Source organism: Thioalbus denitrificans (assembly GCF_003337735.1).
In the GTDB taxonomy this organism is placed as follows: Bacteria; Pseudomonadota; Gammaproteobacteria; order DSM-26407; family DSM-26407; genus Thioalbus; species Thioalbus denitrificans.
Genome location: NZ_QPJY01000001.1, coordinates 118616 through 144919 on the forward strand (window position 1 = coordinate 118616; position 26304 = coordinate 144919).

23 protein-coding genes are annotated in these 26304 nt (G+C 65.2%); 1 reads left to right on the forward strand and 22 read right to left on the reverse strand.

Going from position 1 to position 26304, the window contains the following annotated elements; translation table 11 throughout:
- Window positions 1-91 precede the first annotated feature (91 nt).
- The 22 genes from DFQ59_RS00505 to mnmG form a co-directional block, all read right to left on the reverse strand.
- On the reverse strand, window positions 92-1015 hold the full coding sequence (locus DFQ59_RS00505; RefSeq protein ID WP_114277708.1) for an HNH endonuclease: 924 nt from the start codon (window positions 1013-1015) through the stop codon (window positions 92-94).
- Window positions 1012-2514, reverse strand: coding sequence for a type I restriction-modification system subunit M (locus tag DFQ59_RS00510; RefSeq protein WP_114277709.1), 1503 nt, complete (start codon window positions 2512-2514; stop codon window positions 1012-1014). The genes DFQ59_RS00505 and DFQ59_RS00510 overlap by 4 nt, the downstream gene beginning before the upstream one ends.
- 13 nt (window positions 2515-2527) lie before the next feature.
- Complete coding sequence (locus DFQ59_RS19380; RefSeq protein ID WP_147275135.1) at window positions 2528-3553, reverse strand: nucleotidyltransferase family protein; 1026 nt, start codon at window positions 3551-3553, stop codon at window positions 2528-2530.
- Entirely contained in the window at window positions 3546-4484 is a 939-nt protein-coding gene (locus DFQ59_RS00520; RefSeq protein ID WP_114277711.1) for a patatin-like phospholipase family protein, read from the reverse strand. Before DFQ59_RS00520 ends, DFQ59_RS19380 begins: the two co-directional genes overlap by 8 nt.
- Complete coding sequence (locus tag DFQ59_RS00525) at window positions 4477-5880, reverse strand: restriction endonuclease subunit S (protein ID WP_114277712.1); 1404 nt, start codon at window positions 5878-5880, stop codon at window positions 4477-4479. Before DFQ59_RS00525 ends, DFQ59_RS00520 begins: the two co-directional genes overlap by 8 nt.
- Window positions 5877-8786: a type I restriction endonuclease subunit R gene (locus tag DFQ59_RS00530; protein ID WP_114277713.1), complete on the reverse strand. Its 2910-nt coding sequence runs from the start codon at window positions 8784-8786 to the stop codon at window positions 5877-5879. Before DFQ59_RS00530 ends, DFQ59_RS00525 begins: the two co-directional genes overlap by 4 nt.
- A 340-nt stretch (window positions 8787-9126) precedes the next feature.
- A complete protein-coding gene (glmS, locus tag DFQ59_RS00535) occupies window positions 9127-10956 on the reverse strand; it encodes a glutamine--fructose-6-phosphate transaminase (isomerizing) (protein ID WP_114277714.1) in 1830 nt (609 codons plus the stop codon).
- A gap of 281 nt (window positions 10957-11237) precedes the next feature.
- Window positions 11238-12623 carry a bifunctional UDP-N-acetylglucosamine diphosphorylase/glucosamine-1-phosphate N-acetyltransferase GlmU gene (gene glmU, locus DFQ59_RS00540; protein WP_114277715.1) on the reverse strand — a complete coding sequence of 462 codons (1386 nt, stop codon included), beginning with the start codon at window positions 12621-12623 and terminating at the stop codon, window positions 11238-11240.
- Between the two features lie 276 nt (window positions 12624-12899).
- Window positions 12900-13385: an FKBP-type peptidyl-prolyl cis-trans isomerase gene (locus DFQ59_RS00545; protein ID WP_114277716.1), complete on the reverse strand. Its 486-nt coding sequence runs from the start codon at window positions 13383-13385 to the stop codon at window positions 12900-12902.
- Window positions 13386-13468: 83 nt separating this feature from the next.
- Window positions 13469-13894, reverse strand: a complete 426-nt coding sequence (locus DFQ59_RS00550) for a F0F1 ATP synthase subunit epsilon (protein WP_114277717.1) — start codon at window positions 13892-13894, stop codon at window positions 13469-13471.
- Window positions 13895-13921: 27 nt separating this feature from the next.
- Complete coding sequence (atpD, locus tag DFQ59_RS00555) at window positions 13922-15298, reverse strand: F0F1 ATP synthase subunit beta (RefSeq protein WP_114277718.1); 1377 nt, start codon at window positions 15296-15298, stop codon at window positions 13922-13924.
- 64 nt (window positions 15299-15362) lie between these two features.
- Window positions 15363-16223 (reverse strand): F0F1 ATP synthase subunit gamma, encoded by an 861-nt coding sequence (gene atpG, locus DFQ59_RS00560; protein WP_114277719.1) that lies wholly within the window; start codon window positions 16221-16223, stop codon window positions 15363-15365.
- Window positions 16224-16290: 67 nt separating this feature from the next.
- Window positions 16291-17835 carry a F0F1 ATP synthase subunit alpha gene (atpA, locus tag DFQ59_RS00565; RefSeq protein WP_114277720.1) on the reverse strand — a complete coding sequence of 515 codons (1545 nt, stop codon included), beginning with the start codon at window positions 17833-17835 and terminating at the stop codon, window positions 16291-16293.
- A 100-nt stretch (window positions 17836-17935) separates the two neighbouring features.
- The gene (locus DFQ59_RS00570) at window positions 17936-18472 is read right to left on the reverse strand and encodes a F0F1 ATP synthase subunit delta (RefSeq protein WP_114277721.1); all 537 of its coding nucleotides are present in this window, start codon (window positions 18470-18472) and stop codon (window positions 17936-17938) included.
- A 10-nt stretch (window positions 18473-18482) separates the two neighbouring features.
- Entirely contained in the window at window positions 18483-18953 is a 471-nt protein-coding gene (locus tag DFQ59_RS00575) for a F0F1 ATP synthase subunit B (RefSeq protein WP_114277722.1), read from the reverse strand.
- A gap of 66 nt (window positions 18954-19019) precedes the next feature.
- On the reverse strand, window positions 19020-19253 hold the full coding sequence (gene atpE / locus DFQ59_RS00580; RefSeq protein ID WP_114277723.1) for a F0F1 ATP synthase subunit C: 234 nt from the start codon (window positions 19251-19253) through the stop codon (window positions 19020-19022).
- A gap of 38 nt (window positions 19254-19291) precedes the next feature.
- Window positions 19292-20137: a F0F1 ATP synthase subunit A gene (atpB, locus tag DFQ59_RS00585; protein WP_114277724.1), complete on the reverse strand. Its 846-nt coding sequence runs from the start codon at window positions 20135-20137 to the stop codon at window positions 19292-19294.
- Window positions 20127-20531 carry an ATP synthase subunit I gene (locus DFQ59_RS00590; RefSeq protein ID WP_211314729.1) on the reverse strand — a complete coding sequence of 135 codons (405 nt, stop codon included), beginning with the start codon at window positions 20529-20531 and terminating at the stop codon, window positions 20127-20129. Before DFQ59_RS00590 ends, atpB begins: the two co-directional genes overlap by 11 nt.
- Window positions 20532-20728: 197 nt before the next feature.
- Entirely contained in the window at window positions 20729-21598 is an 870-nt protein-coding gene (locus DFQ59_RS00595; RefSeq protein ID WP_114277726.1) for a ParB/RepB/Spo0J family partition protein, read from the reverse strand.
- Window positions 21599-21662: 64 nt separating this feature from the next.
- Window positions 21663-22460, reverse strand: a complete 798-nt coding sequence (locus DFQ59_RS00600) for a ParA family protein (protein ID WP_114277727.1) — start codon at window positions 22458-22460, stop codon at window positions 21663-21665.
- Window positions 22460-23140 (reverse strand): 16S rRNA (guanine(527)-N(7))-methyltransferase RsmG, encoded by a 681-nt coding sequence (gene rsmG, locus DFQ59_RS00605; protein ID WP_114277728.1) that lies wholly within the window; start codon window positions 23138-23140, stop codon window positions 22460-22462. Before rsmG ends, DFQ59_RS00600 begins: the two co-directional genes overlap by 1 nt.
- Window positions 23121-25016 (reverse strand): tRNA uridine-5-carboxymethylaminomethyl(34) synthesis enzyme MnmG, encoded by a 1896-nt coding sequence (gene mnmG, locus DFQ59_RS00610; RefSeq protein ID WP_114277729.1) that lies wholly within the window; start codon window positions 25014-25016, stop codon window positions 23121-23123. Before mnmG ends, rsmG begins: the two co-directional genes overlap by 20 nt.
- A gap of 557 nt (window positions 25017-25573) precedes the next feature.
- Between mnmG and DFQ59_RS00615 the strand changes: the two genes are divergently transcribed.
- Entirely contained in the window at window positions 25574-26254 is a 681-nt protein-coding gene (locus tag DFQ59_RS00615; RefSeq protein ID WP_170141978.1) for a Crp/Fnr family transcriptional regulator, read from the forward strand.
- The last annotated feature ends 50 nt before the right edge of the window (window positions 26255-26304 follow it).

Consider the following 26304-nt stretch of genomic DNA (forward strand, 5'->3'; position numbering starts at 1 on the left):
CCATCAGAGATCAACACCGCGACTGCTGGTCATGAAGAACTGGTTCCGCCGCTGCAATCACGGCCAAGATGACCGGCCAATGGCCAACCTATTATTGGGCCATGAACCGCTCATAGCGCCGCTCAAGCAGCACCGGGCTGGGTCGCTTGGCGGCATTTCTCGGCACGATCAGTTGCCTGCCATGCATTTCCTTCAGACCGTGCAACAGCATGGGTCCGTCGCTCTCTTCCAGGATGTCTCGTCGGACTTCCACCACATAATCCGGCCTCACCCCGACGAAACTCCGGTCAAAGGCCGCGTGGTGCAGCTTGCACAAGGACAGGCCGTTGGTGACGATGGGATCGCCCCCCGGCTCTCCATCGGGAATAATGTGCGCCGCATCAAGCAGTTCGGCGTGCTTCAGCCGGCACATGGCACACTGCTCATGGTAGGCCTCCAACACCCGCTCCCGGAAGGCGCGCTGGTGCACCCGCTGGCGGACGGTTGCCGTGATGTAGGCCCTGCGCAGTTCGCCCGAATCCTCTCTCACCCCATCAGGAATAAACGCTTCACCTGGCGAGTAGAGCGAGGTGTTCGCATCGTCCGCCTGCACGGTGAAGGTCAGGCGTTCGGGATTATCACCGACGATAAAGACGGGCCAGAGCGCCAGGTACTTCCCCTTCACCACCTGGTAGAAGTAGACCAGCGGCATGCGCAGGCGCATTGCCTCCCGGAGGCCACGGTTATCCCGATGCCCGGGATCGGTCCCCCGGTAGCGGTATTGAATGAGTGATTCCGTGAGATAGCCGTCGTCATAGGGACCATTGGGAATCGTGGTTATGGAGATGGGGATATCGAGAACCGCCGGTTTGAAGATGCCCTGGGGTCCGAGGAGCGGGACGCGGTGTCCTTCGAATTCAAAACCCTGCGCAAGGAGGGTTCGTGGCAGAACATCTCCGTGCCTATCCACCTGCCTCTCCAACCAGCTGAAGGCCTCCCGGCGGACCAGCGCATCGTGCCGGCCGGCGCCTATCACGCAACTTCCTCCGCCACGCCATTGCCCAGATCGTTGGCAATCTCCCGGAACTGCGCCAGGGCCGCCTCCAGATCCTCGACGATCTCCTGTGCAATGACCTCGGGGGCCGGCAGATTCTCGGTATCGGAGAGGGATTCGTCCCGGAGCCAGAAGATATCCAGGCTCGCCTTGTCGCGGGCGACAAGCTCCTTGTAGTCATAGGCGCGCCAGCGACCGTCCGGTTTCCGCTTCTCGCTCCAGGTGGCCTTGCGGTCGTGGCGGTTGTCCGGGTTGAAGCAGCGGACGAACTCCTCCAGATCCTCACGCCTGAGGGGATTAGTCTTCAGGGTGAAGTGGATATTGGTGCGCAGGTCGTAGATCCAGAGTTTCCGCGTCCACGGCTTCTCCGAGGCGGGCTTCTTGTCGAAGAAGAGCACGTTCGCCTTCACACCCTGGGCGTAGAACAGGCCGGTGGGCAGGCGCAGCAGGGTATGGACATCGCACTCGTGGAGCAGCTTGCGGCGGATGGTTTCGCCGGCGCCGCCCTCGAACAGCACATTGTCGGGCACCACCACGGCGGCGCGGCCGTTCTGCTTGAGCAGCGTCTTCACATGTTGGACGAAGTTGAGCTGCTTGTTGGAGGTGGTGGTCCAGAAGTCATCGCGCTCGATGGTGTCGCGCTCCCTGGTGACCTTACCCTCCTCACCCACGATGGTAGTGCTGCTCTTCTTGCCGAAGGGCGGATTGGTGAGCACCAAGTCAAAGCGATCGCCGGGGTCGGCAGCTAGCGAGTCGCCCACCACGATGGGCTCGAAGTCCTGGCTACCGATGCCGTGCAGCAGCATGTTCATGGCGCACAGCCGCGCAGTGGCCTGCACCAGTTCCCAGCCCTTGAAAGTTTCCTCTTTGAGCTTGGTCTTCTGTGGCTTGGTCAGGTTGAGGTTGTGCTTCACCACATAGTCGTGGGCCGCGAGAAGAAAGCCACCAGTGCCGCAGGCCGGGTCGCTAACGGTCTCCCCGGGTTTCGGGGCCATGACATCCACAATCGCCTGGATCAGCGGGCGCGGGGTGAAGTACTGGCCGGCGCCGGACTTGGTGTCCTGGGCGTTCTTCTCCAGCAGCCCTTCATAGGCGTCGCCCTTCACATCGGCGCTCATCGACACCCACTGTTCCTTGTCGATGAGATCGACCACCAGCCGCCGCAGCTTGGCCGGGTCCTGGAATTTGTTCTGCGACTTGTTGAAGATCAGCCCGAGCAGGCCCTTCTTGTTACCCAGCGCCTCTAGGGTGTGGCGATAGTGATCGAACAGCTCGTCGCCGTCTTTCTTGATGAGGCTTGGCCAACCGTACTGCTCCGGCACCGGGCTCTTCTGGTTGTACGGTGCCCTGGTGCGCTCGTCGGCCATCTTGAGGAACAGCAGATAGGTGAGCTGTTCGACGTAGTCGCCGTAGGACATGCCGTCGTCGCGCAGGACATTGCAGTAGTTCCAGAGTTTTTGGACGATGTTTGAAGTATTCATCAGACGTTACTGTCTAGTACAAAATTCGTGCTTCTTCGAGTTTGCGGAAGCTGCGCGCCAACCCCTGTCTGATGTCTCGCAAGAGCCCATGTACTTCCCGCCGAAGCTCATCGAGACCTCTAAACGATGCCCCGTCTTCACAAAATATCTTTCTAGTTCCGTTTGGGACGGATAAGGACATCGCATAAGCTTGATCCTGCGAAAGGTAATCAAGCCAATTCGCAGCTTTTTCCACGAGCAAAAGCTCTTGACCCGATGGAACCATCCAATGGTACTGCGGGGCTGCCCAGGCAACGGATGCTATGTCATAGCTAGAAAATCTAACCGGTTCATCGGCATCGTATTTTAAGGACTTGAGTAGACGTATTACCTTGCGCAGATTTCCTATCTCTTCCTGATCACGCTCATGTATGCGAGCATTGTGCAAAAAAGGTTTATTACTAATTCTCTTTCTTGCGTCTTTATCAAGCACCGAGACGCCGCGATAATGCGCGCCGTGGCCTGCCTTGTACTCCGGGGTTTCCAGCCAACTCGAAAAAACCACATCTATTTTTCGACGTAAGGAGCCGCCGGAGATGGCCACGGCCTTTGAACCGCTACAGTCCACAGTGGCCTTCGGATACGCCCTGATGAGGGCATCTTCAGCAAATCCCCTTAGATCTAATAGATCCTGAAGCGGATCGCCCTTATATGGGCTAGATGGTTGAAGCGGATGCTCAAGCGATACGAATCGAGTCTCGATTACAAGAAGATCAATATCACTGTGTGCTTTGATGTGCGTGTCAGAGGTCACTGACCCCTGATGTTCGAACTCCACCTTCCGGCTGACGGCGTCATATCCTGTTACAAGTTGGCCTTGAATACGATCACTTTCTGCAAAGGTGTTGTTCGTGTACTCGGGGTCAATAGGCAGCATCGCACCAACTGCGTACCGCACCGCATCATCTTCATCCAAGCGCTCATATACCTCATTGACCGCTTTCGCCAAATGCATCTGGGGATCGATACGCCTCGCTCGTAATTTGTCTACTCTAGCCATGATTAACTCCAAATAATTTAGCGAGCGCCTGCTCTTGAGTTCCGAACGCCTCCCGCCCAAGTTCGAACAACTTTCTAAGCATCTTCGGATCAGATTCCAAGAGGTCGGTAGCCAGTGATGTATCCCTATAGACCCCATTCACCCTCACAGTGGAAACGTCCTCGAAAGTTAACTTCCTCAGTATCTCAACTGTGTTCGAATTACTCTCTAGCGTCGCTTCAAGAAGTTGTATTGGCCACACAGACTTCGCAAAGTCCCACCAATGCTTTTTCACGGGGAAGTCCCCTGTACCTATTGCACAAAGCCGTATGTCTTGGCGTTTAATTGACAGTGCTCGTTCCGCATCAATCAGGGCAAACATGCTAGGGTTGTTTGCGACAAAACCACCGTCTATTACTTCCACTTCGACGTCATCGATTGTCAGTTTTCGTTTTTCGAAAAACGGCGCAGCTGCTGAGGAAGCCAGCAGACACTCATGGAGTGGAACCCCAAAGCCGGGGACAAATGTTGCTTTACGCCCCTGAGCCAGTTCGGCATTACTCTTAAAAATTAGAGGCCGTCTATGATCAGTGCGGGTTGCCACTATCGCCAGCATGCAGCGCGCGTCAGAGAATTCACATTCTCCGAATTCCTCTTTGGCGACATCTTCTAACGCAGCTGTCCGCCCATTCGTAGTACGGCATGACATGACACGTGGAATGAACTCCATGTACCTCTCAAAGGTTTGCTTGGCTGTGTAACCTGTCGCAAGATAAGTGGCGATAATTGCCCCCGTACTTGTTCCGTACATCAATTCAAAATGCACGGAGAGCTTTTTCCCCAATTGCGCTTCAATCTCCGCGAGGGCACCAAGAGTAAATGCCCCTCGCGAGCCACCTCCATCAAGTGTCAAGATCGAGAAGGGCTGCCCGTTAAGCTGTACTTCATCCATGGCAGACTCTACCCACAAATGATCGGCTTAGAATTGCTTGTCGCAAGCGCTCTGCGCGCTGGAGGTTGGCGTCCACTTGGGCCTCGGTCACGCGCAGGAGGGATAGGCGACGGTCGACTTCGGCGACGATGCGCTGTTGTTCGGCGATGGGAGGAACGGCTACAGAGGCAGCACGCACGTCTTCCAGATTCAAGGTCTTGCGCGCCACTTCATGGGACTTTGAAGTCATCTCAACGACCTTGGCCGGATTCCGAAACCATATTTCAAACCAGTTAGCATCAACTTCCACTGCAAGCGGGACAACACCCACCGCACGCGCAACGTTGGCCCCCTTGAGAGCATCCTGCACCAATGCTGTCCTTCCGATAGCGCCAACAAGCGTGATCAGGAATTCGCCACCCACGAGTCTTGTACGAGGATACTTGGCAGCGATCGCTGGCGATATTCTCTTAAGTGCATCAAGGTCGACTTGACCATCATCAATATCACCAACGCGAATAAAAGGGATTCCGTCTGCCAAGTCATCTCCGGGCTGCAACACACCGTATGCGCAAGGTCGGTTAGCTAGATTGAGTTGTTCCACTGTTGCCCACACCCACCCCTCCGGCAATTCGGGCAGGTCGGTGGTGTCGGGCGCGGCGGGTTCTTTGTATTTGCCCTTCCCTTTCCACTGGCTGCGGCGGGTTTCGAGGATGCGTTGCAGGAGTTCGGCGCCGTTTTCGTAGCTGCGGCCTTCGCGGCGGGCGAGTTCGGCTTCGGTTTCGACGAGGCGGCCTTCAACGGCGGCTTTGAGGACTGCGGCCTTGTAGCGCTTGAGATTGGCCTTGACACGCTTGAGGTTGGCGACGGCTTCATCGAGGCGGGAGAACTGTTTTTCTATTTCCGCGACGATGCGTCTTTGTTGGTCGAGGGGTGCAACAGGTATCGGCACCTGAGCAAGCTTTGAAGCGTTCACATTAGGAACAGCGATTCCTGCTTTGCTCGCTCCGATTGCCTCCCAATACGATGGACTCTTGAGATAGTAATAAAAATACTTTATGTCGATTCCAGTTTTTGGACGAAACCGAATCAAGTATGAAGCGAAAACAGCTCGCTCAGGTTTGTTGATGAGGAAACTCACCCCGATCGAACCGGCACGGGAAATCAGAATATCGTCCGTCTCAACCAGATACTTCTCAACATCTTCAGGTACCTCTGTGCAATAAGGCACTGACGACCAATCAACAGAGCCTGAAGTTATATCGGTCGTTCGGAGGAGCTTCAGCTCACCAGTTTCGTGGTTAGCCTTTGTTGTCCAACCGTATTGCGGCTTTTCTGAAACAGCACCAAGCGTTGACCACTCCCACCCAGCGGGGAGGCCATTTGCTAGTGGGACTGCGCTATCGTTGCAACTCATGCTGCTAACATCTCATTCAGCTCTTCAATGATCGCGTTCAGCTTGTCGCCGAACAGTTGATAGACCTTGCCCAATCCGCCCTCCTGAGCGAACGGAGCGTACTCGAAATCCTCCGGTTCGATGCCAAGATTGGCAGCGATGTGGTCGCGGATCATTTCGAGCCATCTGATTTGCTCTGGGGAGAAGCGAGTTGCTGCAACCCCACCCTCACCCTTGCCCTCTCCCCTGCCCTCTCCCTGAGGGAGAGGGGGTTGGGAAGCCAGCCATGCCCTGAAGTTGGCGTTGACGCGTTCGGGGAACGGGATGAGTTCGTTGTCCTGGTGGATGGCAAATCTCACCAACGAGACGAGGTCGGTGAGGATGCGATTGCCGCCTACTCCGCGCACCTTCGATCTTTCCAGTGCAGCATAGGCACCCCAGAGCTGCGACTTGTCCCAGAGGTGTGGCGGCTTCTGGATGGCGTCGGCCAGTTCCTGGACGGCCTCCAGGGTGAGGCGGTGCTTGTAGGGTTTGCTGTAGAGCACTTGCAGGGCGGTGATTTCATCCTTGTGCTCCTGGATGAACTGCTCGAAGGACTGGACCATGCCTTTGGCGCGGTCGAGGGCTTCGGGGGAGAAGGTGGCTTCGAGCACTTCATCGGCACTGACGATATCGATGACGACTTCGTTTTTCTTCTTGGTCGCAATGATGAGCTCTCGCAACTCAGGATCGTTCAACGGTTTGATGGCGTCGAGGATGATCTCCCGGCGCGCGGTGTTGATAGCCTGGTCGGTAATCGGCTTGTCGTCGTCGGGAGCGATGCCCAGATCCGCCCTGGCTTGTTCGAGGTGGCGGTCCGGGTTCAGGGCGGCGACGATGCGGTGGCTGAGTTCCTTTACACTCAGGCCGCCGGAAAGCGCGCGGATTCGATCGTCGTCCTCCGCACTCATGCGGTGCTCCATGCGGGCGAGGCGGCCGGCGAGCGAGGTGAGCACATCGTCCTCGGTGTTGCCGAAGGCGACCGCCTGCATCAGTTTTTCGAAGCTGACGGTGGGCTTCTGCTCCATGGGGCGCGAGTCGGTTTTGTCGCGCTCGCAGACACCGACGGCGTCGACGATGACGAAGTGGTCCTTGACCTTGGCGTCGGGAGTGACGCTCTGCAGATCATCGGGCTTGATCACGCGCACGCCGCGGCCCTTCATCTGCTCGAAGAAGGCGCGGGATTTGACCGCGCGCATGAACAGGACCACTTCCACCGCCTTGATGTCAGTGCCGGTGGCAATCATGTCCACGGTCACCGCGATGCGCGGCATGGGACTGGTGCGGAACTCGTTGATGAGGTCCTTCGGCTTCGCGCCGGTGGTGCGGTAGGTGATCTTCTGGGCGAAGTCGTTCCCCTTGCCGAACTCCTCGCGCACGATCTCGACGATGTTCTCGGCGTGGGCGTCGTCCTTGGCGAAGATGAGGGTCTTGGGCACCCACTCGCGGCCGGGGAAGATTTCAGTGAAGAGCTTGTCGCGGTAGGTCTGGATGATCTTGCGGATCTGGTCCGGAGCGACCACGTCGCGGTCGAGCTGGTTGGGATCGTAGCTGAAATCGTCGTCGAGCTGTTCCCAGCGCTTCCTGCGGGTGTCGCGCTCCTGAATCTGCACCGAGTAGCCCGCCTCAACCTCGGAGCCCTGTTCGGTGATGGCGGTGCGGATGCGGTAGACGTCGTAGTTGACGTTGACCCCGTCGGCCACGGCCATCTCGTGGTTGTATTCCATCACCAGGTTCTGGTGGAAGAAACCGAACGTCTGCTTGCTGGGCGTGGCAGTGAGGCCGATGAGGTAGGCGTCGAAGTATTCCAGCACCTGCGCCCAGAGGTTGTAGATGGAGCGGTGGCACTCGTCGGTGACGATGACATCGAAGCTCTCGATGGGGATGGCCGGGTTGTACTCGATGGGCTCGGGCTGTTTGAACAGGCCGCCGAGCTGGTCCACCGATTCTTCTTCCAGCTCATCCGGCAGCTCCTTGCCTTTGAGCATGGAGTACATGCGCTGGATGGTGCTGATGCAGACCCGTGCGGTGGTATCGAGGGTGTTGCTCGTTAGGCGCTGGACGATGTACTCCTCGGTGAACTTGAAGTTGTTGTAGGGCGAGGCGTACTGCTGGAACTCCTTCAGCGTCTGGTCGCCGAGGTTGCCGCGGTCCACCAGGAACAGCACGCGCCGGGCGCCGGTAAACTTGATGAGCCGGTAGATGAAGGAGATGGCGGTGAAGGTTTTGCCCGAGCCGGTGGCCATCTGAATGAGGGCGCGGGGGCGGTTTTCCCGCAACGACTTTTCCAGGTTCTCGATGGCCGTCACCTGCGCCGGCCAGAGCCCTTCTGTGACGAGCGGCGGCAGATGGGCAATGCGGGCAAGGAGGGTCTGGGCGCTGTAGACCGGATGATCCTCTGCCGCCTTGGGCACCTCACCCCCATCCGGGCCTTCCCCTTGGGAGGGGGAAGAGGTGACTACGAAGGCGTCGGCAAGCCAGGTTGCCAGCATCTCGGGTCGGTGGAAGGCGAAGACCGGGCGGGAGCGGGGCTGGGGGTCGAGGCCGTTGGTGAAGCGCGTCTCCACGCCAGTGGACTGGTAGGCGAAGGGCAGGGGATTGCCCCAGCGCGGCAGGCCGTCGGGCAGGCCATGAGTGTACTTGTCCGACTGGGTCTCGACGCCGGTGAGGGTGACACCCGCCTTCTTGGCCTCGATGACACCGGCCGCCTGACCGTCCAAGTAGAGCAGGTAGTCGGCGAAGCCGTAGCCGCTCTTCAGGGAAAACTCCCGGATAGCGACACCCCGGGCAGCCTGGATGTTGGCCGCACCGGCATCCTGCACCTGCCAACCGGCCGCCTGCAGAAGCTTGTCGATGGTCTCCCTGGCGCTGCGCTCCAGCTCAGCCATTGGTGGGCTGCCCTCCCTGGTGTGGGACTTTTTCCCACAGGACTTTAGCAGAGATGCGGGGTGAATATCGCCGATCTCCCTGAATCGTGTGGGATATTTCACACTCGGGTAGGGGGCGATGACGGATGAAGAGACCTTAACCCGTATTTCTCTCCATTCCACTGCGGCGGCGGCCCCTTTCTCGCCGTGAAGGGGCGCCATACCCCGGCCAGATAAATCTGGCCCTACGTCGTGTCGGCTACGCCGGCGCGGGATTCGGTCCGTGCCACGGTCACGCGGGCACCTCGGCGCCCGCGCTTCACTCCACGGTGAGAGATCCGGGCTATCCGGTTCGCCTGCCCTACTCCACCGTCACCGCCTTCGCCAGGTTCCGCGGCTGGTCCACGTCGGTGCCCTTGAACACGGCGGCGTGGTAGGCCAGGAGCTGGAGGGGGACGGTGAAGACGATGGGGGAGATGGCGTCGTGGACGGGGGCGACGGGGAGGACTTCGACGCCGGGGCCGGACTGGATGCCGGTGTGCTCGTCGGCGAAGACGATGAGCTCGCCGCCGCGGGCGCGGACTTCCTGGAGGTTGGAGCGCAGTTTCTCCAGCAGCTCGTTGTTGGGGGCCACGGCCACCACGGGCATGTCGGCGTCCACCAGGGCCAGGGGGCCGTGCTTGAGCTCGCCGGCGGGGTAGGCCTCGGCGTGGATGTAGGAGATCTCCTTGAGCTTGAGCGCGCCTTCCATGGCCACCGGGTAGTGGGCGCCGCGGCCGAGGAACAGCGCGTGGTGCTTGTCGGTGAAGCGCTCGGCGATGGCGCGGATCTCGTCGTTGAGGCCCAACACCTCCTCGATGCGCCCGGGCAGCTCCCGGAGCTCCCGCACCAGGTGGGCGGCGCTGGTGGCGTCCAGGGCGTGGCGGCGGCCCAGCGCCAGGGTGAGCAGCATCAGCGCCACCAGCTGGGTGGTGAAGGCCTTGGTGGAGGCCACCCCGATCTCGGGGCCGGCGCGGGTCATCAGCACCAGGTCGGCCTCCCGCACGAGCGAGCTCTCGGGGACGTTGCAGATGGCGAGGGTGGCGCGGTAGCCCAGCGTGCGCGCCTCGCGCAGGGCGGCCAGGGTGTCGGCGGTCTCGCCGGACTGGGAGATGGCCACGAACAGGGCGTCGGCGGGCACCACCGGGCGGCGGTAGCGGAACTCGCTCGCCACCTCCACGTGGCAGGGGACGCCGGCCAGCCCCTCCAGCCAGTAGCGGGCCACCTGGCCGGCGTGGAAGCTGGTGCCGCAGGCGATGATGTGCACCGAGCGCACGCCGTCGAAGATATCCGGGGCTGTGGTGCCGAAGCTCTCCTCCAGCAGCCGGTCGTCCACCAGCCGCCCCTCCAGGGTCTCGGCCACGGCGGCGGGCTGCTCGAAGATCTCCTTGAGCATGTAGTGGCGGTACTCGCCCCGCTCCACCGCGTCGGCGGTGAGCTCGGTGGTGCGCACGGGCCGCTCCACCGCCGCACCGTCGTTGTAGACCCGGAAGCCGTCGCGGCCCAGATCCACCACGTCGCCCTCCTCCAGGAAGGCGAAGCGCTGGGTCACCGGCAGCAGCGCCCCCACGTCGGAGGCGATGAAGTGCTCGCCGATGCCCGCGCCCACCACCAGCGGGCTGCCGCTGCGGGCGGCCACCAGCCGGCCCGGCTCGTCCACGCTCACCACGCCCAGGGCGTAGGCGCCGCGCAGCACCGCCACCGCGGCGGTCACGGCGGCCAGCAGGCCGCTGCCGCCGGAGAGCTCGCGGTGGACGAGGTGGGCGATCACCTCGGTGTCGGTGTCGGAGGTGAAGGCGTAGCCCGCCGCCTCCAGCTCGGCGCGCAGCTCGGCGTGGTTCTCGATGATGCCGTTGTGGACCACCACCACCCGCTCGCCGGAGACATGGGGGTGGGCGTTGTTCTCCGTGGGCGCGCCGTGGGTGGCCCAGCGGGTGTGGGCCACGCCGGTGGTGCCGGCGATGGGCTCCCGGGCGAGCCGGTCGGCCAGGCTCCGCACCTTGCCCACCGCGCGCAGGCGCTGCAGCGCGCCGTCGGGGCCCAGCACAGCCATTCCCGCCGAGTCGTAGCCGCGGTACTCCAGCCGCCGCAGCCCCTCGAGCAGGATCGGCGCCACGTCCCGCTGCGCCACCGCACCCACGATTCCACACATGATCGCTTCCTCTTCGCCTGGTCCCGGTTACGCCTGGAAAGAATATTAATAGACAGGATTTACAGGATTCACAGGATTTAGTTTTGAGCCCGGAACAGGATGGGGTCCCGGGGCGACCCGCAAGACTGTGAACAATCAGCCGCCTGCAGACAAAGCCTGGCCAGACGGAAAGTACCGGGTTGATGGACTCTCCCGGTATTCACCGAGTCCCGGCATCGGCGCCACCGGTTATCTGTCAGCCCCAAATCCCCATCCTGTAAATCCTGTCAATCCTGTCTATTTCAAGTCTTCTTCTTGGCCGGCCGCTTCCAGCCGCTGACGGTGCGCTGGGGGGCACGGCTCAGGGTGAGGCCGCCCGGGGGGACGTCCCGGGTGATGGTGGAGCCGGCGCCGATGGTGGCGTCATCGCCCACGCTCACGGGAGCCACCAGCTGGGTGTCGGAGCCGACGAACACGCGGTCGCCGATGACGGTCTTGTGCTTGTGGGCGCCGTCGTAGTTGCAGGTGATGGTGCCGGCGCCGATGTTCACCCCGCGGCCGATGTCGCTGTCGCCCACGTAGGCGAGGTGGTTGATCTTGCTGCCCTCGCCCACCAGCGACTGCTTGATCTCCACGAAGTTGCCCACGTGCACCCCGGCGGCGAGCTCGGCCCCGGGCCGAAGCCGGGCGAAGGGGCCGATGCGGCTGCCGGCGCCCACCGCCGCCGACTCGATCACCGAGTGGGCGCGGATCTCGGCGCCCGCGCCGATGCGGCAGTCGCACAGCACGCAGCCCGGGCCGACATATACGCCCTCGCCCAGCGTCACCTCGCCCTCGATGACCACGTTCACGTCGATGACCACGTCGCGCCCGGCGGTGAGCTTGCCCCGGACATCGAAGCGATCCGGGTCGAGCAGGGTCACGCCCGCCGCCATCAGCGCCTCGGCCTGGCGGCGCTGGAAGGCGCGCTCGAGCCGGGCGAGCTGGGCCCGGGTGTTGACCCCGAGCACCTCCTCCACCGCCGCCGGGCCGCCCACCTGCACCGCGACGCCCTCCTCCACCGCCAGGGCGATGAGGTCGGTGAGGTAGTACTCGCCCTGGGCGTTGTCGTTGCCGAGCCGCGGCAGCCAGAGGCCGAGCAGCCCCGCGGGCAGGGCCATGATGCCGGTGTTCACCTCGCGGATGGCGCGCTGTTCGGGAGTGGCGTCCTTCTCCTCCACGATGCCGGTGACGTTGCCGCCGGTGTCGCGCAGGATGCGGCCGTAGCCGGCGGGGTCGTCCAGCTCGACGGTGAGCAGCGCCAGGTGGTTGCCGGCGCAGGCGGCGAGCAGCCGCTCCAGGGTCTCCGGGGCGATGAGGGGCACGTCGCCGTAGAGAATCAGCACCGTCTCGTCGACCCCGAGCAGGGGCAGGGCCTGGGCCACGGCGTGGCCGGTGCCGAGCTGCTCGGCCTGCTCGGCCCAGCCAAGGTCGGCGTCGGGGAAGGCGGCCTGGACCCGGTCGCCGCCGTGACCGTGCACCACCACGATGCGCCGGGCCGCCAGCGCCCGGGCGGCGTCGATGACGTGGCCCAGCAGCGGCCGGCCCGCCAGGGGATGGAGCACCTTGGGCAGGCGCGAACGCATGCGGCTGCCCTCGCCGGCGGCGAGGATCACCACGCTCAGGGGGCGGTCCGTGTCCCGGTTCATTCGCGGCGTTCTCCGTGCTGAGTGGTAATGGGTGCTCTGCGTCGCCGGCTCAGCGGCCGGTTCCATGGCACGTTCGGTGCGCGGCGCACCTTCCGGGCGGCGGAATCGTGCGGATGAATCCGCACCTACGCAGCCGTTTGTCCCGTGGCCGTTCTCCGTTACCCGCTCCGGTGCATACGGTGCGCGCGGCGCACCCTGCGGGCGACGGGATTGTGCGGATGAATCCGCACCTACGCCCTTTATCCCTTATCCCTTATCCCTTATCCAATCCCCACCTCAGTGGGTCGTGCAGACCCCGGCGGGCTGGTCCGGCACGCCGGCGGCGATCTCCTCGGGGGTGGCGTCGCGCACGTCGGTCACCTCCACCACGAAGCGCAGGGTCTTGCCGGCGAAGGGGTGGTTGCCGTCCACGGTGAGCCGATCGTTCTCGATCCGGGAGACGATGAAGGTGCGGGTCTCGCCGCGGTCGTTCTGCATCTCCACCTGGGCGCCCACGTAGCGCACCTCGGGCGGGACATTGTCGATGTCGTCGGTGAAGGTGAGGTCCGGGTCGTGGAGGCCGAAGCCCTGCTCGGGGCTGAGGATGACCTCCACGGTGTCACCCACCTCGCAGCCGTCGAGGCGCTTCTCCACCTGCTCGATGAGCTGGGAGCCGACGCCGTGGACGTAGCCGATGGGCAGGTCCGAGCGCTCGAGTATCTCCCCCTCCTCGCTCAGGATGGAGTAGGTGACGTACACCGCCTTGTTCTTCGCAACCTTCATGATTCAAAACCCCTGATAGACGAAACGGGCGACCAAAGGTCGCCCGTCCCATTGTCCTGCAAATCCGCCCGGAGCGGAACCGTCTACCGGCCCAGCTTCTTGCGGAGCTTCTGGATGGTCTGCAGCTGCGCCACCGCCTCGGCCAGCTCGGCCTGGGCCTTGGCGAAGTCGAAGTCGGACCTCTTGTCCGCCAGCATCTGCTCGGCCCGCTTCTTGGCCTCCAGCGCCTGGGCCTCGTCCAGGTCGTGGGCCCGCTCGGCGGTATCCGCCAGCACCGTCACGGCGTGGGGCTGCACTTCCAGCATCCCCCCGGAGATGTAGAACATCTCCTCCTCGCCGTGCTCGTCCCGCACCCGCACCTGCCCCGGCTTGAGGCGGCTGAGCAGGGGCGCGTGGCGGGGCGCGATGCCCACCTCGCCCATCTCGGCGGGGGCGAACACCATGGTGGCGGTGCCGGAGAAGATCCCCCGTTCTGCGCTCACGATGTCGACGTGAATGGTCATGGCCATGTATAGCCTCCGTTCAGTGGCTCAGCCTCAGAGGTTCTTGGCCTTCTCGGCCGCTTCCTCGATGCCGCCCACCATGTAGAACGCCTGCTCGGGCAGGTGGTCGTACTCGCCCGCGACGATGGCCTTGAACCCGGCAATGGAGTCCTTCAGGGACACGTACTTGCCCGGCGAGCCGGTGAACTGCTCGGCCACGAAGAAGGGCTGGGACAGGAAGCGCTGGATCTTGCGCGCGCGGCCCACCACCAGCTTGTCCTCCTCGGACAGCTCGTCCATGCCGAGAATGGCGATGATGTCCTTCAGCTCCTTGTAGCGCTGCAGGGTCCCCTGCACGGAGCGGGCGGTCTCGTAGTGATCCTGGCCCACCACCAGCGGGTCGAGCTGGCGGGAGGTGGAGTCGAGCGGGTCCACCGCCGGGTAGATGCCCAGCTCGGCGATCTGGCGGGACAGCACCAGGGTCGCGTCCAGGTGGGCGAAGGTGGTGGCCGGGGACGGGTCGGTGAGATCGTCCGCGGGCACGTACACCGCCTGGATGGAGGTGATGGAGCCGGTCTTGGTGGAGGTGATGCGCTCCTGCAGGGCGCCCATCTCCGCGGCCAGGGTCGGCTGGTAGCCCACCGCGGAGGGCATGCGGCCCAGCAGCGCCGAGACCTCGGTGCCCGCCAGCGTGTAGCGGTAGATGTTGTCCACGAAGAACAGCACGTCGCGGCCTTCGTCGCGGAAGTTCTCGGCCATGGTCAGGCCGGTCAGCGCGACGCGCAGGCGGTTGCCCGGGGGCTCGTTCATCTGGCCGTAGACCAGCGCCACCTTGTCGATGACGCCGCCCTCGGTCATCTCGTGGTAGAAGTCGTTGCCCTCGCGGGTGCGCTCGCCCACGCCGGCGAACACGGAGTAGCCCGAGTGCTCCACGGCGATGTTGCGGATGAGCTCCATCAGGGTCACGGTCTTGCCCACGCCGGCGCCGCCGAACAGGCCCACCTTGCCGCCCTTGGCGAACGGGCAGATGAGGTCGATGACCTTGATGCCGGTCTCGAGAATCTCGACCGCCGAGGACTGCTCGTCGAAGCCGGGGGCCTCGCGATGGATGGAGGCGGTGGCCTCGTTGCCGATCTCGCCCTTGCCGTCCACCGGGTTGCCGAGCACGTCCATGATGCGGCCCAGGGTCTTCTGACCCACGGGCACGTTGATGGGGGCGCCGGTGCCGGAGACGCCCATGCTGCGGCGCAGGCCGTCGGTGGAACCCATGGCGATGGTGCGCACAACGCCGTCACCCAGCTGCTGCTGCACCTCCAGGGTCAGGCCCGCGTCATCAACCACGAGCGCATCGTACACCTTCGGCAGAGCGTCGCGGGGGAACTCCACGTCCACCACTGCGCCAATGATCTGAACAATCTTGCCCGAACTCATCTGTTCGTTCCCCTCAAGGTTTGCTGTTGAATTCTTGCCGTCCCGAACCACCCGGGAAGCGCGATCAGACCGCGGCCGCGCCGGCCACGATCTCCGACAGCTCCTGGGTGATGGCTGCCTGGCGCGCCTTGTTGTAGGCGAGCTGCAGCTCGTCGATCAGGTTGCCGGCGTTATCCGATGCGCTCTTCATGGCCACCATGCGGGCGGCCTGCTCGCAGGCGATGTTCTCCACCACGCCCTGGTAGACCTGCGACTCGATGTAGCGCATGAGCAGGTCGTCCAGGACATCCTGGGACTCCGGCTCGTAGATGTAGTCCCAGTGGTGCTTCAGCCGGTCGTCCTCGTCGGGGACGATGGGCAGCAGCTGCTCCAGACCGGGCGCCTGGGTCATGGTGTTCACGAACTCGTTGGAGACCAGGTAGAGGCGATCGATGCTGCCCTTGTGGTAGGCGTCGAGCATCACCTTGACCGTGCCGATGAGCTCGATGATGCCGGGGGCGTCGCCGAGATGGCTGGCCTGGGCCACCACGTTGCCGCCGAGGCGGCGGAAGAAGCCGCCCGCCTTGGAGCCGATGGTGCAGAGGTCGATCTCGACACCCTTGGCCTGCCACTCCTTCATGGCCGCCACCATGGTCTTGAACATGTTGGCGTTCAGTCCGCCGCACAGTCCGCGATCGGTGGACACCACGATGAAGCCCACGCGCCTGGCCTCCCGCTCGATCATGAACGGGTGCTTGTACTCGGGGTGGGCCATGGCCAGGTGGCCGATCACCTTGCGCATCTTCTCAGCGTAGGGACGGCTCGCGGCCATGCGATCCTGCGCCTTGCGCATCTTGCTGGCGGCCACCATCTCCATCGCACGCGTGATCTTCTGCGTGCTCTGAATGCTCCGGATTTTGGTGCGAATCTCTTTGCCGCTTGCCATGCTTCCGCTCTCGCTTCTGGACCTGGGCGGGTCGGGGCCGTCCCGCACGGGACGGCCCCGGCGGCCGTTACCAGGTGTGGGTAGCCTTGAAGTCCTCGACCGCCTTGCGCAGGCCCGACTCCACCGCGTCGTCGTAGACCGGGTTGTCGTTGATCTGCTTGAGGAGATCGGCGTTGCTGGAGCGCATGAAGCTCAGCAGCGCGGCCTCGAAGTCCACCACCTTCTTGATCTCGACGTCGTCGATGTAGCCCTCGTTGACGGCGAACAGGGACACCGCCTGCTCGGCCACGCTCAGCGGGCTGTACTGCTTCTGCTTCATCAGCTCGGTGACCCGCTGGCCGCGCTCGAGCTGCTTGCGGGTGGCCTCGTCGAGGTCGGAGGCGAACTGGGCGAAGGCCGCCAGCTCGCGGTACTGGGCCAGCGCCAGGCGCACGCCGCCGCCGAGCTTCTTGATGATCTTGGTCTGGGCCGAACCGCCCACGCGCGACACCGACAGGCCGGCGTTGATGGCCGGGCGGATGTTGGCGTTGAAGAGATCGGTCTCGAGGAAGATCTGGCCGTCGGTGATGGAGATGACGTTGGTGGGCACGAAGGCCGACACGTCGCCCGCCTGGGTCTCGATGATCGGCAGCGCGGTCAGCGAACCGGTCTGGCCCTTCACCTCGCCCTTGGTGAACTCCTCCACGTACTCGGCGTTGACGCGCGCGGCGCGCTCCAGCAGGCGGGAGTGGAGGTAGAACACGTCGCCGGGGTACGCCTCGCGGCCCGGGGGACGGCGCAGCAGCAGGGAGACCTGGCGGTAGGCCCAGGCCTGCTTGGTCAGATCGTCGTAGACGATGAGCGCGTCCTGGCCGCGGTCGCGGTAGTACTCGCCCATGGTGCAGCCGGAGTAGGGGGCGATGAACTGCAGCGCGGCGGACTCCGCGGCGCTGGCGGCCACCACGGTGGTGTACTCCATGGCGCCGTGCTCCTCGAGCTTGCGCACCACGTTGGCGATGGAGCTGGCCTTCTGGCCCACCGCCACGTAGATGCACTTAACGCCCGAGCCCTTCTGGTTGATGATGGCGTCGATGGCGATGGCGGTCTTGCCGGTCTGGCGGTCGCCGATGATCAGCTCGCGCTGGCCGCGGCCGACGGGCACCATGGCGTCGAGCGCCTTGTAGCCGGTCTGCATCGGCTGGTCCACCGACTTGCGGGTGATGACGCCCGGGGCCACCTTCTCGATGGGGGAGGAGGTCACCTCGCCCACCAGCGGGCCCTTGCCGTCCACCGGCTCGCCCAGGGAGTTCACCACGCGGCCGAGCAGCGCGTCGCCGGTGGGCACCTCGAGCACGCGGCCGGTGGTGCGCACCCAGTCGCCCTCGGTGAGGTGCTTGTAGTCGCCGAGGACCACGGCGCCCACGGAATCCCGCTCCAGGTTCAGGGCGAGGCCGAAGGTGTTGCCGGGGAACTCCAGCATCTCGTAGGACATGACGTCGGCCAGGCCGTGGATGCGGACGATGCCATCCGTGAGGCCGACGATGGTGCCCTCGGTGCGGGCCTCGCTGGTGGCCTCGAAGCCCTCGATCTTCTTCTGAATCAGCTCACTGATTTCCGAAGGATTCAGTTGCATAGCGGTCTTCCTTTGTGCGTGACGGGCGTGTGGGGCGGAGCTTCCCGGGAGCCGGGGCGCTGGTGCGCGGCCCGCTGCCCTCACCCATGTAGTCTTTTGCCTAGATACCCAGTTGGCTCGCCAGCTGCTCGATGCGTCCCCGCAGGGAGCCGTCGATGACCTTGTCGCCGACGCGCACCAAGACACCACCGATGAGGTCTTCGTCCACCCGGCTGGAGAGGTTCACCGCCTTGCCGAACCGCTTCGCGAGCGCCTCGGCGAGCTGCGCCTGTTCCGCCTCCTGGAGCGGGAAGGCGGAAATCACCTCCACGTCCACGCGGGACTCGGCCTCCTTCTTCAGCTCCTCGAACTGCGCGGCGATCTCCGGCAGCAGGCCCTGGCGCTTGTTCTCCACCAGGGTGCGGAGGAAATTCATGCCGTTGGCGTCCAGCCGCTCTCCGCAGAGCTCGAGCAGCAGCGCGCTGGCACGCTCGGGACCCCCCTTGGGGTTGCGTTCCAGCGCCAGCATGCCGGGGTCCTGCACCACCACGGCGGCGAAGGCCAGCATTTCCGACCACTCGGCGAGGCGGCCGGCCTTCTGCGCGAAGCGGAAGGCGGCAACCGCGTAGGGTCTGGCTACGGTATTTTTTTCAGCCATCGTTCATGCCCTAGAGCTGGGCCGCCACGTCCTTGAGGAGGCGTTCGTGGTCAGCGGCGTTGACTTCCTTCTCGAGCACCTTGCGGGCACCCACGACCGCCAGCTGGACGACCTGGCCGCGCAGTTCGTCGCGCGCCCGGCTCATCTCCTGGCCGATCTCGGAACGCGCCGCTTCCAGGAGCCGCTGCCCCTCGTCGCGGGCCTGGCCCTTGGCCTCTTCCACGATCTCGTTGCCGCGCTTCTGGGCCTGGGAGATGATCTCGGCGGCCTGGCGCTTGGCCTCCACGAGCACTTCCTTGGCGTGGTTCTCCGCCAGTTCGCGCTCCTTCAGCCCACGCTCGGCGGCAGCCAGCCCGTCGGCAATCTTGGTCTTGCGGTCGTTCAGGGCCTGCATGATGGGAGGCCAAACAAACTTCATGCAGAACCAGACAAACACAAAGAACGCAATCGACTGGCCAATCAGGGTTGCGTTGAAGTTCATGTCCGTTCCCTATATCGAAGATGGACGGTCGTGTGTGTCGCTACAGCGTCGGGTCGGAGACCGCTCTTATCCCGCAACAGCGAACAGCACGTACATGGCCAGACCGACGGCGATCATCGGCACGGCGTCGACCAGACCCATCACGATGAAGAACTGGGTACGGAGCATGGGGATCAGCTCCGGCTGGCGCGCGGCACCTTCGAGGAAGCGGCCGCCCAGCACGCCGATGCCCACGGCGGCACCGAGTGCGCCGAGACCCATCATGATTGCGCCAGCGATGTAAAGCAGTGCACTTTCCATTGTTCTCTCCTAGAGACAGGTTGGATACGAAAGAGAAATCAGTGGTGCTCCTGGTGAGCCATGTCCAGGTACACGATGGTCAGGGTCATGAAGATGAACGCCTGCAGCGTGATGATCAGGATGTGGAAGATGGCCCAGCCCAACTGAAGCAGTCCGCCGAAGGCGCCCATGGCCCAGCCGGCGCCGTACATCAGCGCGATGAGGATGAAGATCATCTCGCCGGCGTACATGTTGCCGAACAGTCGCAGGGCCAGTGAGATCGGCTTGGAGATCAGGGTCACGCCTTCCAGGAACAGGTTGACCGGCAGCGCCCACTTGCCGAAGGGCTGCAGGGTCAGCTCGCCGAGGAAGCCGCCGACGCCCTTGATCTTGATGCTGTAGTAGAGAATCAGCCAGAACACCGACAGGGACATGCCGAAGGTGATGTTGGGATCGGTGCTCGGCACGATCTTGAGGTAGGGGATGCCGATGAGCGTGGCCAGGCCGGGAATGAAGTCGACGGCCACGAGGTCCATCAGGTTCTGCAGGAAGATCCAGACGAAGATGGTGAGCGCCAGCGGGGCCACCACGTCGTTCTTGCCGGAGAAGCTGCCGCGGACGCTGTCGTCGATGAACTCGACGATCCACTCGACGAAGTTCAGCCAGCCGCCCGGCACGCCGGCGGAGGCCTGCAGGGCCGCCTTGCGGAACAGCCACAGGAACAGCACGCCGAGGCCGATGGAGAAGAACATGGTGTCGAGGTTGATCGCCCAGAAGCCCATCTCGCCGGCTTCCTGCACCGAGTGGGCGATGCCCCAGGTGCCGTCCGGGTGCTGACCGAAGGTCAGGTTGGTCAGGTGGTGCTTGATGTACCCCGAGGAGGTCAGCTCTCCGCTAGTCGACATTTCTCAAGCCTCGATTCCGATTTTGATATCCGGCGCCCAGCTGCACGGCCTGGTTGACGAAGAAGCCGATCAGCAGGGGCAGCGGCGGGAGCGTCCACGCACCGAGCCCCAGGGCAAATAAGATCACGGTCGCCAGGAACCGCTCCAGCGCCGCGCGGTAGAGCACGCGCATGTTGCGCCCGACGTCGGTTCCGGCCACCCGGTCCGCGCGCCCGGCATGCCAGCGCAGCAGGAGCAGGTTGACCACGGCGATGCCGCCGCCGAAGGCCGCGCCCAGCGCCGCCCTCGGCCCCCAGCCGATCCCGGCCACCGCGGCGACCGCAACCAGCAGAATCATCTGCACAAAAAATCGCCTGCGAAGCTGTGCCTGCAGGCGGGTCACGTAGTAACTCATGCGTGATTGCCTGCGCGAGCCTCGCGGCGCTTGTCTGCCTGTCTTTTCCAGCGTGACAAGAGTCCCAAACCCGGGTCTGTCAGCGGCGCCGAAGTATAGCCCCATGCACTTATGGGGTCAATGTGCCACTAAAAATCTTTTATATAAGCGTATTAGTTAAATCAAACATACCATTGCCATATGACAGCTTTCCCGGGCTACTTGATGTGCCCGAGAATGCCGTCCAGTTCGTCCAGGCTGTTGTAGGCGATGACCAGCTTGCCCTTGCCCTTGTTGCCGTGATCGATGCGCACCGCGGCGCCGAGCCGCTCGGAGAGGCGCTCCTGCAGGCGGCGGATGTCCGGATCGGGCGCCCGCGGGGCGGCCTTCGGCTTCTCGCTCTGCAGCCGCCGCACCAGGTGCTCGGTCTCGCGCACCGACAGCCCCCGCGCCGCCACCGTGCGCGCCGCCTCGCTCTGCTTCTCGCCGGCGAGGCCGAGCAGGGCGCGGGCATGGCCCATTTCGAGATCGCCGTGCTCCAGCAGCAGCGCCACGTCGGGGTTGAGGGTGAGCAGGCGCAGCAGGTTGGTGACCGCGGCGCGGGAGCGCCCCACCGCCTCGGCCACCTGCTGGTGGGTCATGCCGAACTCGTCGATGAGCCGCTGCAGGGCGGTGGCCTCCTCCATGGGGTTGAGGTTCTCGCGCTGGATGTTCTCGATCAGCGCCATCGCCACGGCGATCTCGTCGGACACGTCGCGCACCACCGCGGGGATGGTGTCCTTGCCGGCCAGCTGGGAGGCGCGCCAGCGCCGCTCGCCGGCGATGATCTCGAACCGCCCGCCGCCGATGGGGCGCACCACGATGGGCTGCACCACGCCCTGGGCGCGGATGGAGGCGGCCAGCTCCTCCAGCGCCTCGGGGTGCATGTCCTTGCGGGGCTGGTACTTGCCGCGCTGGACCAGGTCCAGCCCCAGGTGGCGCAGCTCGTTCTCGGGCGCGGCCGCGGCGCTGTCGCCGCGCGGCGCCGGCGCGGCGCTGCCCAGCAGGGCGTCCAGCCCCCGGCCCAGTCCCCGTTTCTTCACACTCATGGCTGTCTTGTCCTCTCCTGGCGCCGGCTCGCGTACCCCGCCGTGCTGATCAATTCAGGAAACCTCAACCGGTGCCGGTCCCGGCCGGCTCGGCCGCCGCCTCGTGGCGGCGCAGCATCTCCCCGGCCAGGGCCATGTAGGCCACCGACCCGCGGGAGAGGCGATCATAGACCAGCGCCGGCAGGCCGTGGCTCGGCGCCTCGGCCAGGCGCACGTTGCGCGGCACGACGGTGCGGTAGACGCGATCGCCGAAGTGGCCGATGAGCTGGCGCGAGACGTCGATGGCCAGCCGGTTGCGCGGATCGTACATGGTGCGCAGCAGCCCCTCGATCTCGAGCCCGGGATTGACCGCGGCGCGGATCTTCTCGATGGTGTTCATGAGCGCCGTCAGCCCTTCCAGCGCGTAGTACTCGCACTGCATCGGGATCAGCACCGCGTCGGCCGCCACCAGCGCGTTGACGGTCAGCATGTTCAGCGCCGGCGGGCAGTCGATGATGATGTAGTCGTAGCGCGCGCGCACCGTGCCCAGGGCATGGCGCAGGCGCCGTTCGCGGCCCTCGAGATCCAGCAGCTGCACCTCGGCGCCGGTGAGATCGCCGTTGGCGGGCAGCAGGTGGAAGGGGGCCGAGTCGAGCTTGAGCAGGGCCTGGTCCATGGCCGCCTCGCCCAGCAGCACGTCGTAGCTGGTCAGCTCCAGCGACTCCCGCGGCACGCCGCAGCCCTGGGTGGCGTTGCCCTGGGGATCCATGTCCACCAGCAGGACCGTCCGCCCGGCCTCGGCCAGCGAGGCGGCCAGGTTGACGCAGGTGGTGGTCTTGCCCACCCCGCCCTTCTGGTTGGTTACCGCGATGATCCTGCCCATCAGCCAGTCTCCCCCCCCGTCTCCGGGCCGTAATTCAAAACCACCAGGTGGCGCTCCGCCGCCAGCCCCGGCACCTGCAGCCGCTCCACCGCGGCCACTGTGAAGCCCGGCGGCAGCCCGCCCAGCTCCGCTTCCGGCAGGGTGCCCTTCATGGCCAGCCACACGCCGTCCGGACAGGCCAGCGCGCGGGTCTGGCGCAGCCAGTCGCCAAGCGCCGCATAAGCCCGTGAAACCACCGTATTGAAACACGCCGCGGGCCGGTACGCCTCAACCCGGGACCATACCACGTGCACGTTGCCCAGGCCGAGCTCGGTCGCCGCCTGGGCGACGAAGCGGGTCTTCTTGCCGTTGCTGTCCAGCAGCTCGAAGGTCCAGTCCGGGCGGGCCAGCGCCAGGGGGATGCCCGGCAGCCCCGCGCCGGTGCCCACGTCCAGCACCCGCGGCCCCCGCAGGTGGGGCAGCACCGCCAGGCTGTCGAGCAGGTGGCGCACCACCATCTCCCCCGGCGCGGTGACGGCGGTGAGGTTGTAGGCGCGGTTCCAGCGCGCGAGCAGGCGCAGGTAGTCCAGCAGCGGCGCGGCCAGCCCCGGCGCCAGCGCCAGCCGCTCCAGGCCGCGCACCAGCGTCGCCTCCGCCGCGGCCCACGCGGCCGCCCCCGCCTCAGGCGCTCTTGCGCTCATCGAGGCTGCGCCGTTTCTTCAGATGGACCAGCAGCAGGGAGACCGCCGCCGGGGTCACCCCGGGCACCCGCGCCGCCTGGCCCAGGGTGGCCGGGCGCGCGGCGGCCAGCTTCTGGCGCACCTCGTTGGAGAGGCCGTGGACGCTATCATAGTCCAGGTCGGCCGGCAGCGGCTGGGACTCGTAGCGCAGCTGGCGGGCGATCTCCGCGCCCTGGCGCTCGATGTAGCCGGCGTACTTCACCTGCACCTCCACCTGCTCCGCCACCGCCGGGTGAAGCGGCTCCGGGATCAGCCCCGGCAGCTCGTGCAGCCGGGCCAGCTCGATGCCGGGCCGGCGCAGCAGCTCCTCGAGCCGGTACTCCCGCGTGAGCGGCTGGCCCAGCAGCGGCTCCAGGGCCCGGGCCGCGTCGCTGCCGGGCCGCACCCAGGTCTCGTGCAGGCGCCGCTGCTCGCGCCCGATGGCCTCGCGCTTGGCGCGGAAGGCGTCCCAGCGCGCCGCGTCCACCAGCCCCAGGTCGTGGCCGATCCCGGTCAGGCGGAGATCGGCGTTGTCCTCCCGCAGCAGCAGGCGGTACTCGGCGCGGCTGGTGAACATGCGGTAGGGCTCGGAGGTGCCGCGGGTGATGAGGTCATCCACCAGCACGCCCAGGTAGGCCTGGTCGCGGCGCGGCCACCAGGGCTCCCGCCCCTGCACCGCCAGCGCCGCGTTGAGCCCCGCCAGCAGCCCCTGGGCGGCGGCCTCCTCGTAGCCGGTGGTGCCGTTGATCTGGCCGGCGAACCAGAGCCCGGGGACGAACTTTGTCTGCAGGGTGGGCTCGAGATCGCGGGGATCGAAGAAGTCGTACTCGATGGCGTAGCCCGGGCGGGTGATGTGGGCCCGCTCCAGGCCGCGGATGGAGCGCACCAGCGCCAGCTGGATGTCGAAGGGCAGCGAGGTGGAGATGCCGTTGGGGTAGATCTCGTGGGTGTCGAGCCCCTCGGGCTCGAGGAAGATCTGGTGCGAGTCGCGATCGGCGAAGCGCACGATCTTGTCCTCGATGGAGGGGCAGTAGCGCGGCCCCACCCCCTCGATGACCCCGGTGTAGAGGGGCGAGCGGTCCATGCCGCCGCGGATGATGTCGTGGGTGGCGGCGTTGGTGCGGGTGATGTGGCAGGGCACTTGGCGCGGATGCTCGGCGGCGTCGCCCAGGAACGAGAATACCGGCACCGGGGTGTCGCCGGGCTGCACCTCGAGGGCGTCCCAGTCGATGCTGCGCCCGTCCAGCCGCGGCGGCGTGCCGGTCTTCAGCCGCTCCACCCGGAACGGCAGCTCGCGCAGGCGCGCGGCCAGGGTCACCGAGGGCGGGTCGCCGGCGCGCCCGCCGGGGTGGTTGGCCAGCCCCACGTGGATCCGCCCGCCGAGGAAGGTGCCCACGGTGAGCACCACGGCCGGGGCGTGGAAGCGCAGCCCCATCTGGGTGACCACCCCCGCCACCCGCCCGCCGTCGAGGATCAGGTCGTCCACGGCCTGCTGGAACAGGGTGAGGTTGGGCTGGTTCTCCAGCGCCGCGCGCACCGCCCGCTTGTAGAGCGCGCGGTCGGCCTGGGCGCGGGTGGCGCGCACTGCCGGTCCCTTGCGGGCGTTGAGCACCCGGAACTGGATCCCGGCCCGGTCGATGGCCCGGGCCATCAGCCCGCCGAGGGCGTCGATCTCCCGCACCAGGTGACCCTTGCCGATGCCGCCGATGGCCGGGTTGCAGGACATCTGGCCGAGGGTCTCGATGTTGTGGGTGAGCAGCAGCGTGCGCGCGCCGAGCCGCGCGGCGGCCAGCGCGGCCTCCGTGCCGGCGTGCCCGCCGCCCACCACGATCACATCGAAACGCTCAGTGAAGTCCATGCCGAATCAGCAAGTTAAAAATCGGGATCGGCCATTATAGAGTCTCGGGGCCGGATTGTAACCGGGGTGGCGGCCAACCCCGCCGCAGTTTCTTCTATTCACCACGGGGACACGGAGAAAGACCGTAAAGACGTGTTATCCACAGATTACGCAGATTACACAGATGGTTTTCCGGTTCGATCAGTCGGGTGTCGCGGACTGCTGCGGCGTTGCGCTCGCTTGAAAGGGTGCCTGCCCTTCCTGCACCGGCGCGCCTTGCATCTGACCGGGCGGCGACTCGCTGCATGGGCCTCCAAGAGTGGCGCAGCACACCAGACCACCCGGTGCCAGGCGCAACAACGTGGAAGACCCTATCTCTTTTAATCTGCGCAATCTGCGTAATCTGCGGATATCCTCTCTTTCGCTTTTCAACCCGTGCCCTGACGCAGGCGGCGGGGGATTTGACCCAGTGCCGGCGCCGGGGCCGGCCGCAAGTCCCTGATTTGCCGTCCGCCGTTGCCTGGCATCGACATTGCAGACCGGTTTCCCGTCCGCACACTGCACAGGGAAGCGCTGCCATGGATTGCCTGCCCACCTTTCCCGTCCGCCGCGCCTGCGGCGGGCTCCCCTGCGGGGCGTGTCCCCTCGGTCCCCTCCATGCCGGCGGCCTGGAGGTGGAGAGCCGCTACGTGCCCGAGGGCTTGCGCCTCTACCGGGCCGGGGAGCCGGGCGAGCACTTCTACCACCTGGTCCGGGGCCAGCTGAAGCTGGTCTGCTACCTCCCCGACGGGCAGCAGCGCATCGTGCGCCTGCTCGGGCCCGGGGACCTGTTCGGGCTGGAGGTCCTGCTGGACACCGGCTATCGGCACCACGCCTGGGTGGTCCGCGGCGCCCTGCTCTGCCGGCTGCCGGCGGCGGCGGTGCGCCGCGCCGCCGATGCCGATCCGGCGCTGAAGTGGAACCTGCTGGGCCACTGGCAGCGGGCGCTGGAGGCGGCGGACACCTGGCTGACCCGCTTCGCCACCGGCACCGCCCGCCAGCGGGTGGCGCGGATGCTGCTGTGGTTCGCCGAGCGCGGCCACGGCCGGCTGGAGATCGACTTCACCCGCGAGGAGATGGGGGCGATCCTGGGGCTGACCGCGGAGACGGTGAGCCGGGTGATGGCCGAGTTCCAGCGCGGCGGCGGCCTGCGCCGCCGGGGCCGCAGCGGGCTGAGCTGCGACTGCCGCCAGCTGGCCCGGATGGCCGGCGAGATGTAAGCGCTTACTTACACTTTAACGCCCGGGTTTAGGGCAACGGCGACCTGCGC

Coding starts and splice junctions, on each gene's coding strand:
- DFQ59_RS00510 (WP_114277709.1), bottom strand. CDS start 2,514: ATGAATACTTCAAACATCGTCCAAAAACTCTGGAACTACTGCAATGTC.
- DFQ59_RS19380 (WP_147275135.1), bottom strand. CDS start 3,553: ATGGCTAGAGTAGACAAATTACGAGCGAGGCGTATCGATCCCCAGATG.
- DFQ59_RS00520 (WP_114277711.1), bottom strand. CDS start 4,484: ATGGATGAAGTACAGCTTAACGGGCAGCCCTTCTCGATCTTGACACTT.
- DFQ59_RS00525 (WP_114277712.1), bottom strand. CDS start 5,880: ATGAGTTGCAACGATAGCGCAGTCCCACTAGCAAATGGCCTCCCCGCT.
- DFQ59_RS00530 (WP_114277713.1), bottom strand. CDS start 8,786: ATGGCTGAGCTGGAGCGCAGCGCCAGGGAGACCATCGACAAGCTTCTG.
- glmS (WP_114277714.1), bottom strand. CDS start 10,956: ATGTGTGGAATCGTGGGTGCGGTGGCGCAGCGGGACGTGGCGCCGATC.
- glmU (WP_114277715.1), bottom strand. CDS start 12,623: ATGAACCGGGACACGGACCGCCCCCTGAGCGTGGTGATCCTCGCCGCC.
- DFQ59_RS00545 (WP_114277716.1), bottom strand. CDS start 13,385: ATGAAGGTTGCGAAGAACAAGGCGGTGTACGTCACCTACTCCATCCTG.
- DFQ59_RS00550 (WP_114277717.1), bottom strand. CDS start 13,894: ATGGCCATGACCATTCACGTCGACATCGTGAGCGCAGAACGGGGGATC.
- atpD (WP_114277718.1), bottom strand. CDS start 15,298: ATGAGTTCGGGCAAGATTGTTCAGATCATTGGCGCAGTGGTGGACGTG.
- atpG (WP_114277719.1), bottom strand. CDS start 16,223: ATGGCAAGCGGCAAAGAGATTCGCACCAAAATCCGGAGCATTCAGAGC.
- atpA (WP_114277720.1), bottom strand. CDS start 17,835: ATGCAACTGAATCCTTCGGAAATCAGTGAGCTGATTCAGAAGAAGATC.
- DFQ59_RS00570 (WP_114277721.1), bottom strand. CDS start 18,472: ATGGCTGAAAAAAATACCGTAGCCAGACCCTACGCGGTTGCCGCCTTC.
- DFQ59_RS00575 (WP_114277722.1), bottom strand. CDS start 18,953: ATGAACTTCAACGCAACCCTGATTGGCCAGTCGATTGCGTTCTTTGTG.
- atpE (WP_114277723.1), bottom strand. CDS start 19,253: ATGGAAAGTGCACTGCTTTACATCGCTGGCGCAATCATGATGGGTCTC.
- atpB (WP_114277724.1), bottom strand. CDS start 20,137: ATGTCGACTAGCGGAGAGCTGACCTCCTCGGGGTACATCAAGCACCAC.
- DFQ59_RS00590 (WP_211314729.1), bottom strand. CDS start 20,531: ATGAGTTACTACGTGACCCGCCTGCAGGCACAGCTTCGCAGGCGATTT.
- DFQ59_RS00595 (WP_114277726.1), bottom strand. CDS start 21,598: ATGAGTGTGAAGAAACGGGGACTGGGCCGGGGGCTGGACGCCCTGCTG.
- DFQ59_RS00600 (WP_114277727.1), bottom strand. CDS start 22,460: ATGGGCAGGATCATCGCGGTAACCAACCAGAAGGGCGGGGTGGGCAAG.
- rsmG (WP_114277728.1), bottom strand. CDS start 23,140: ATGAGCGCAAGAGCGCCTGAGGCGGGGGCGGCCGCGTGGGCCGCGGCG.
- mnmG (WP_114277729.1), bottom strand. CDS start 25,016: ATGGACTTCACTGAGCGTTTCGATGTGATCGTGGTGGGCGGCGGGCAC.
- DFQ59_RS00615 (WP_170141978.1), top strand. CDS start 25,574: ATGGATTGCCTGCCCACCTTTCCCGTCCGCCGCGCCTGCGGCGGGCTC.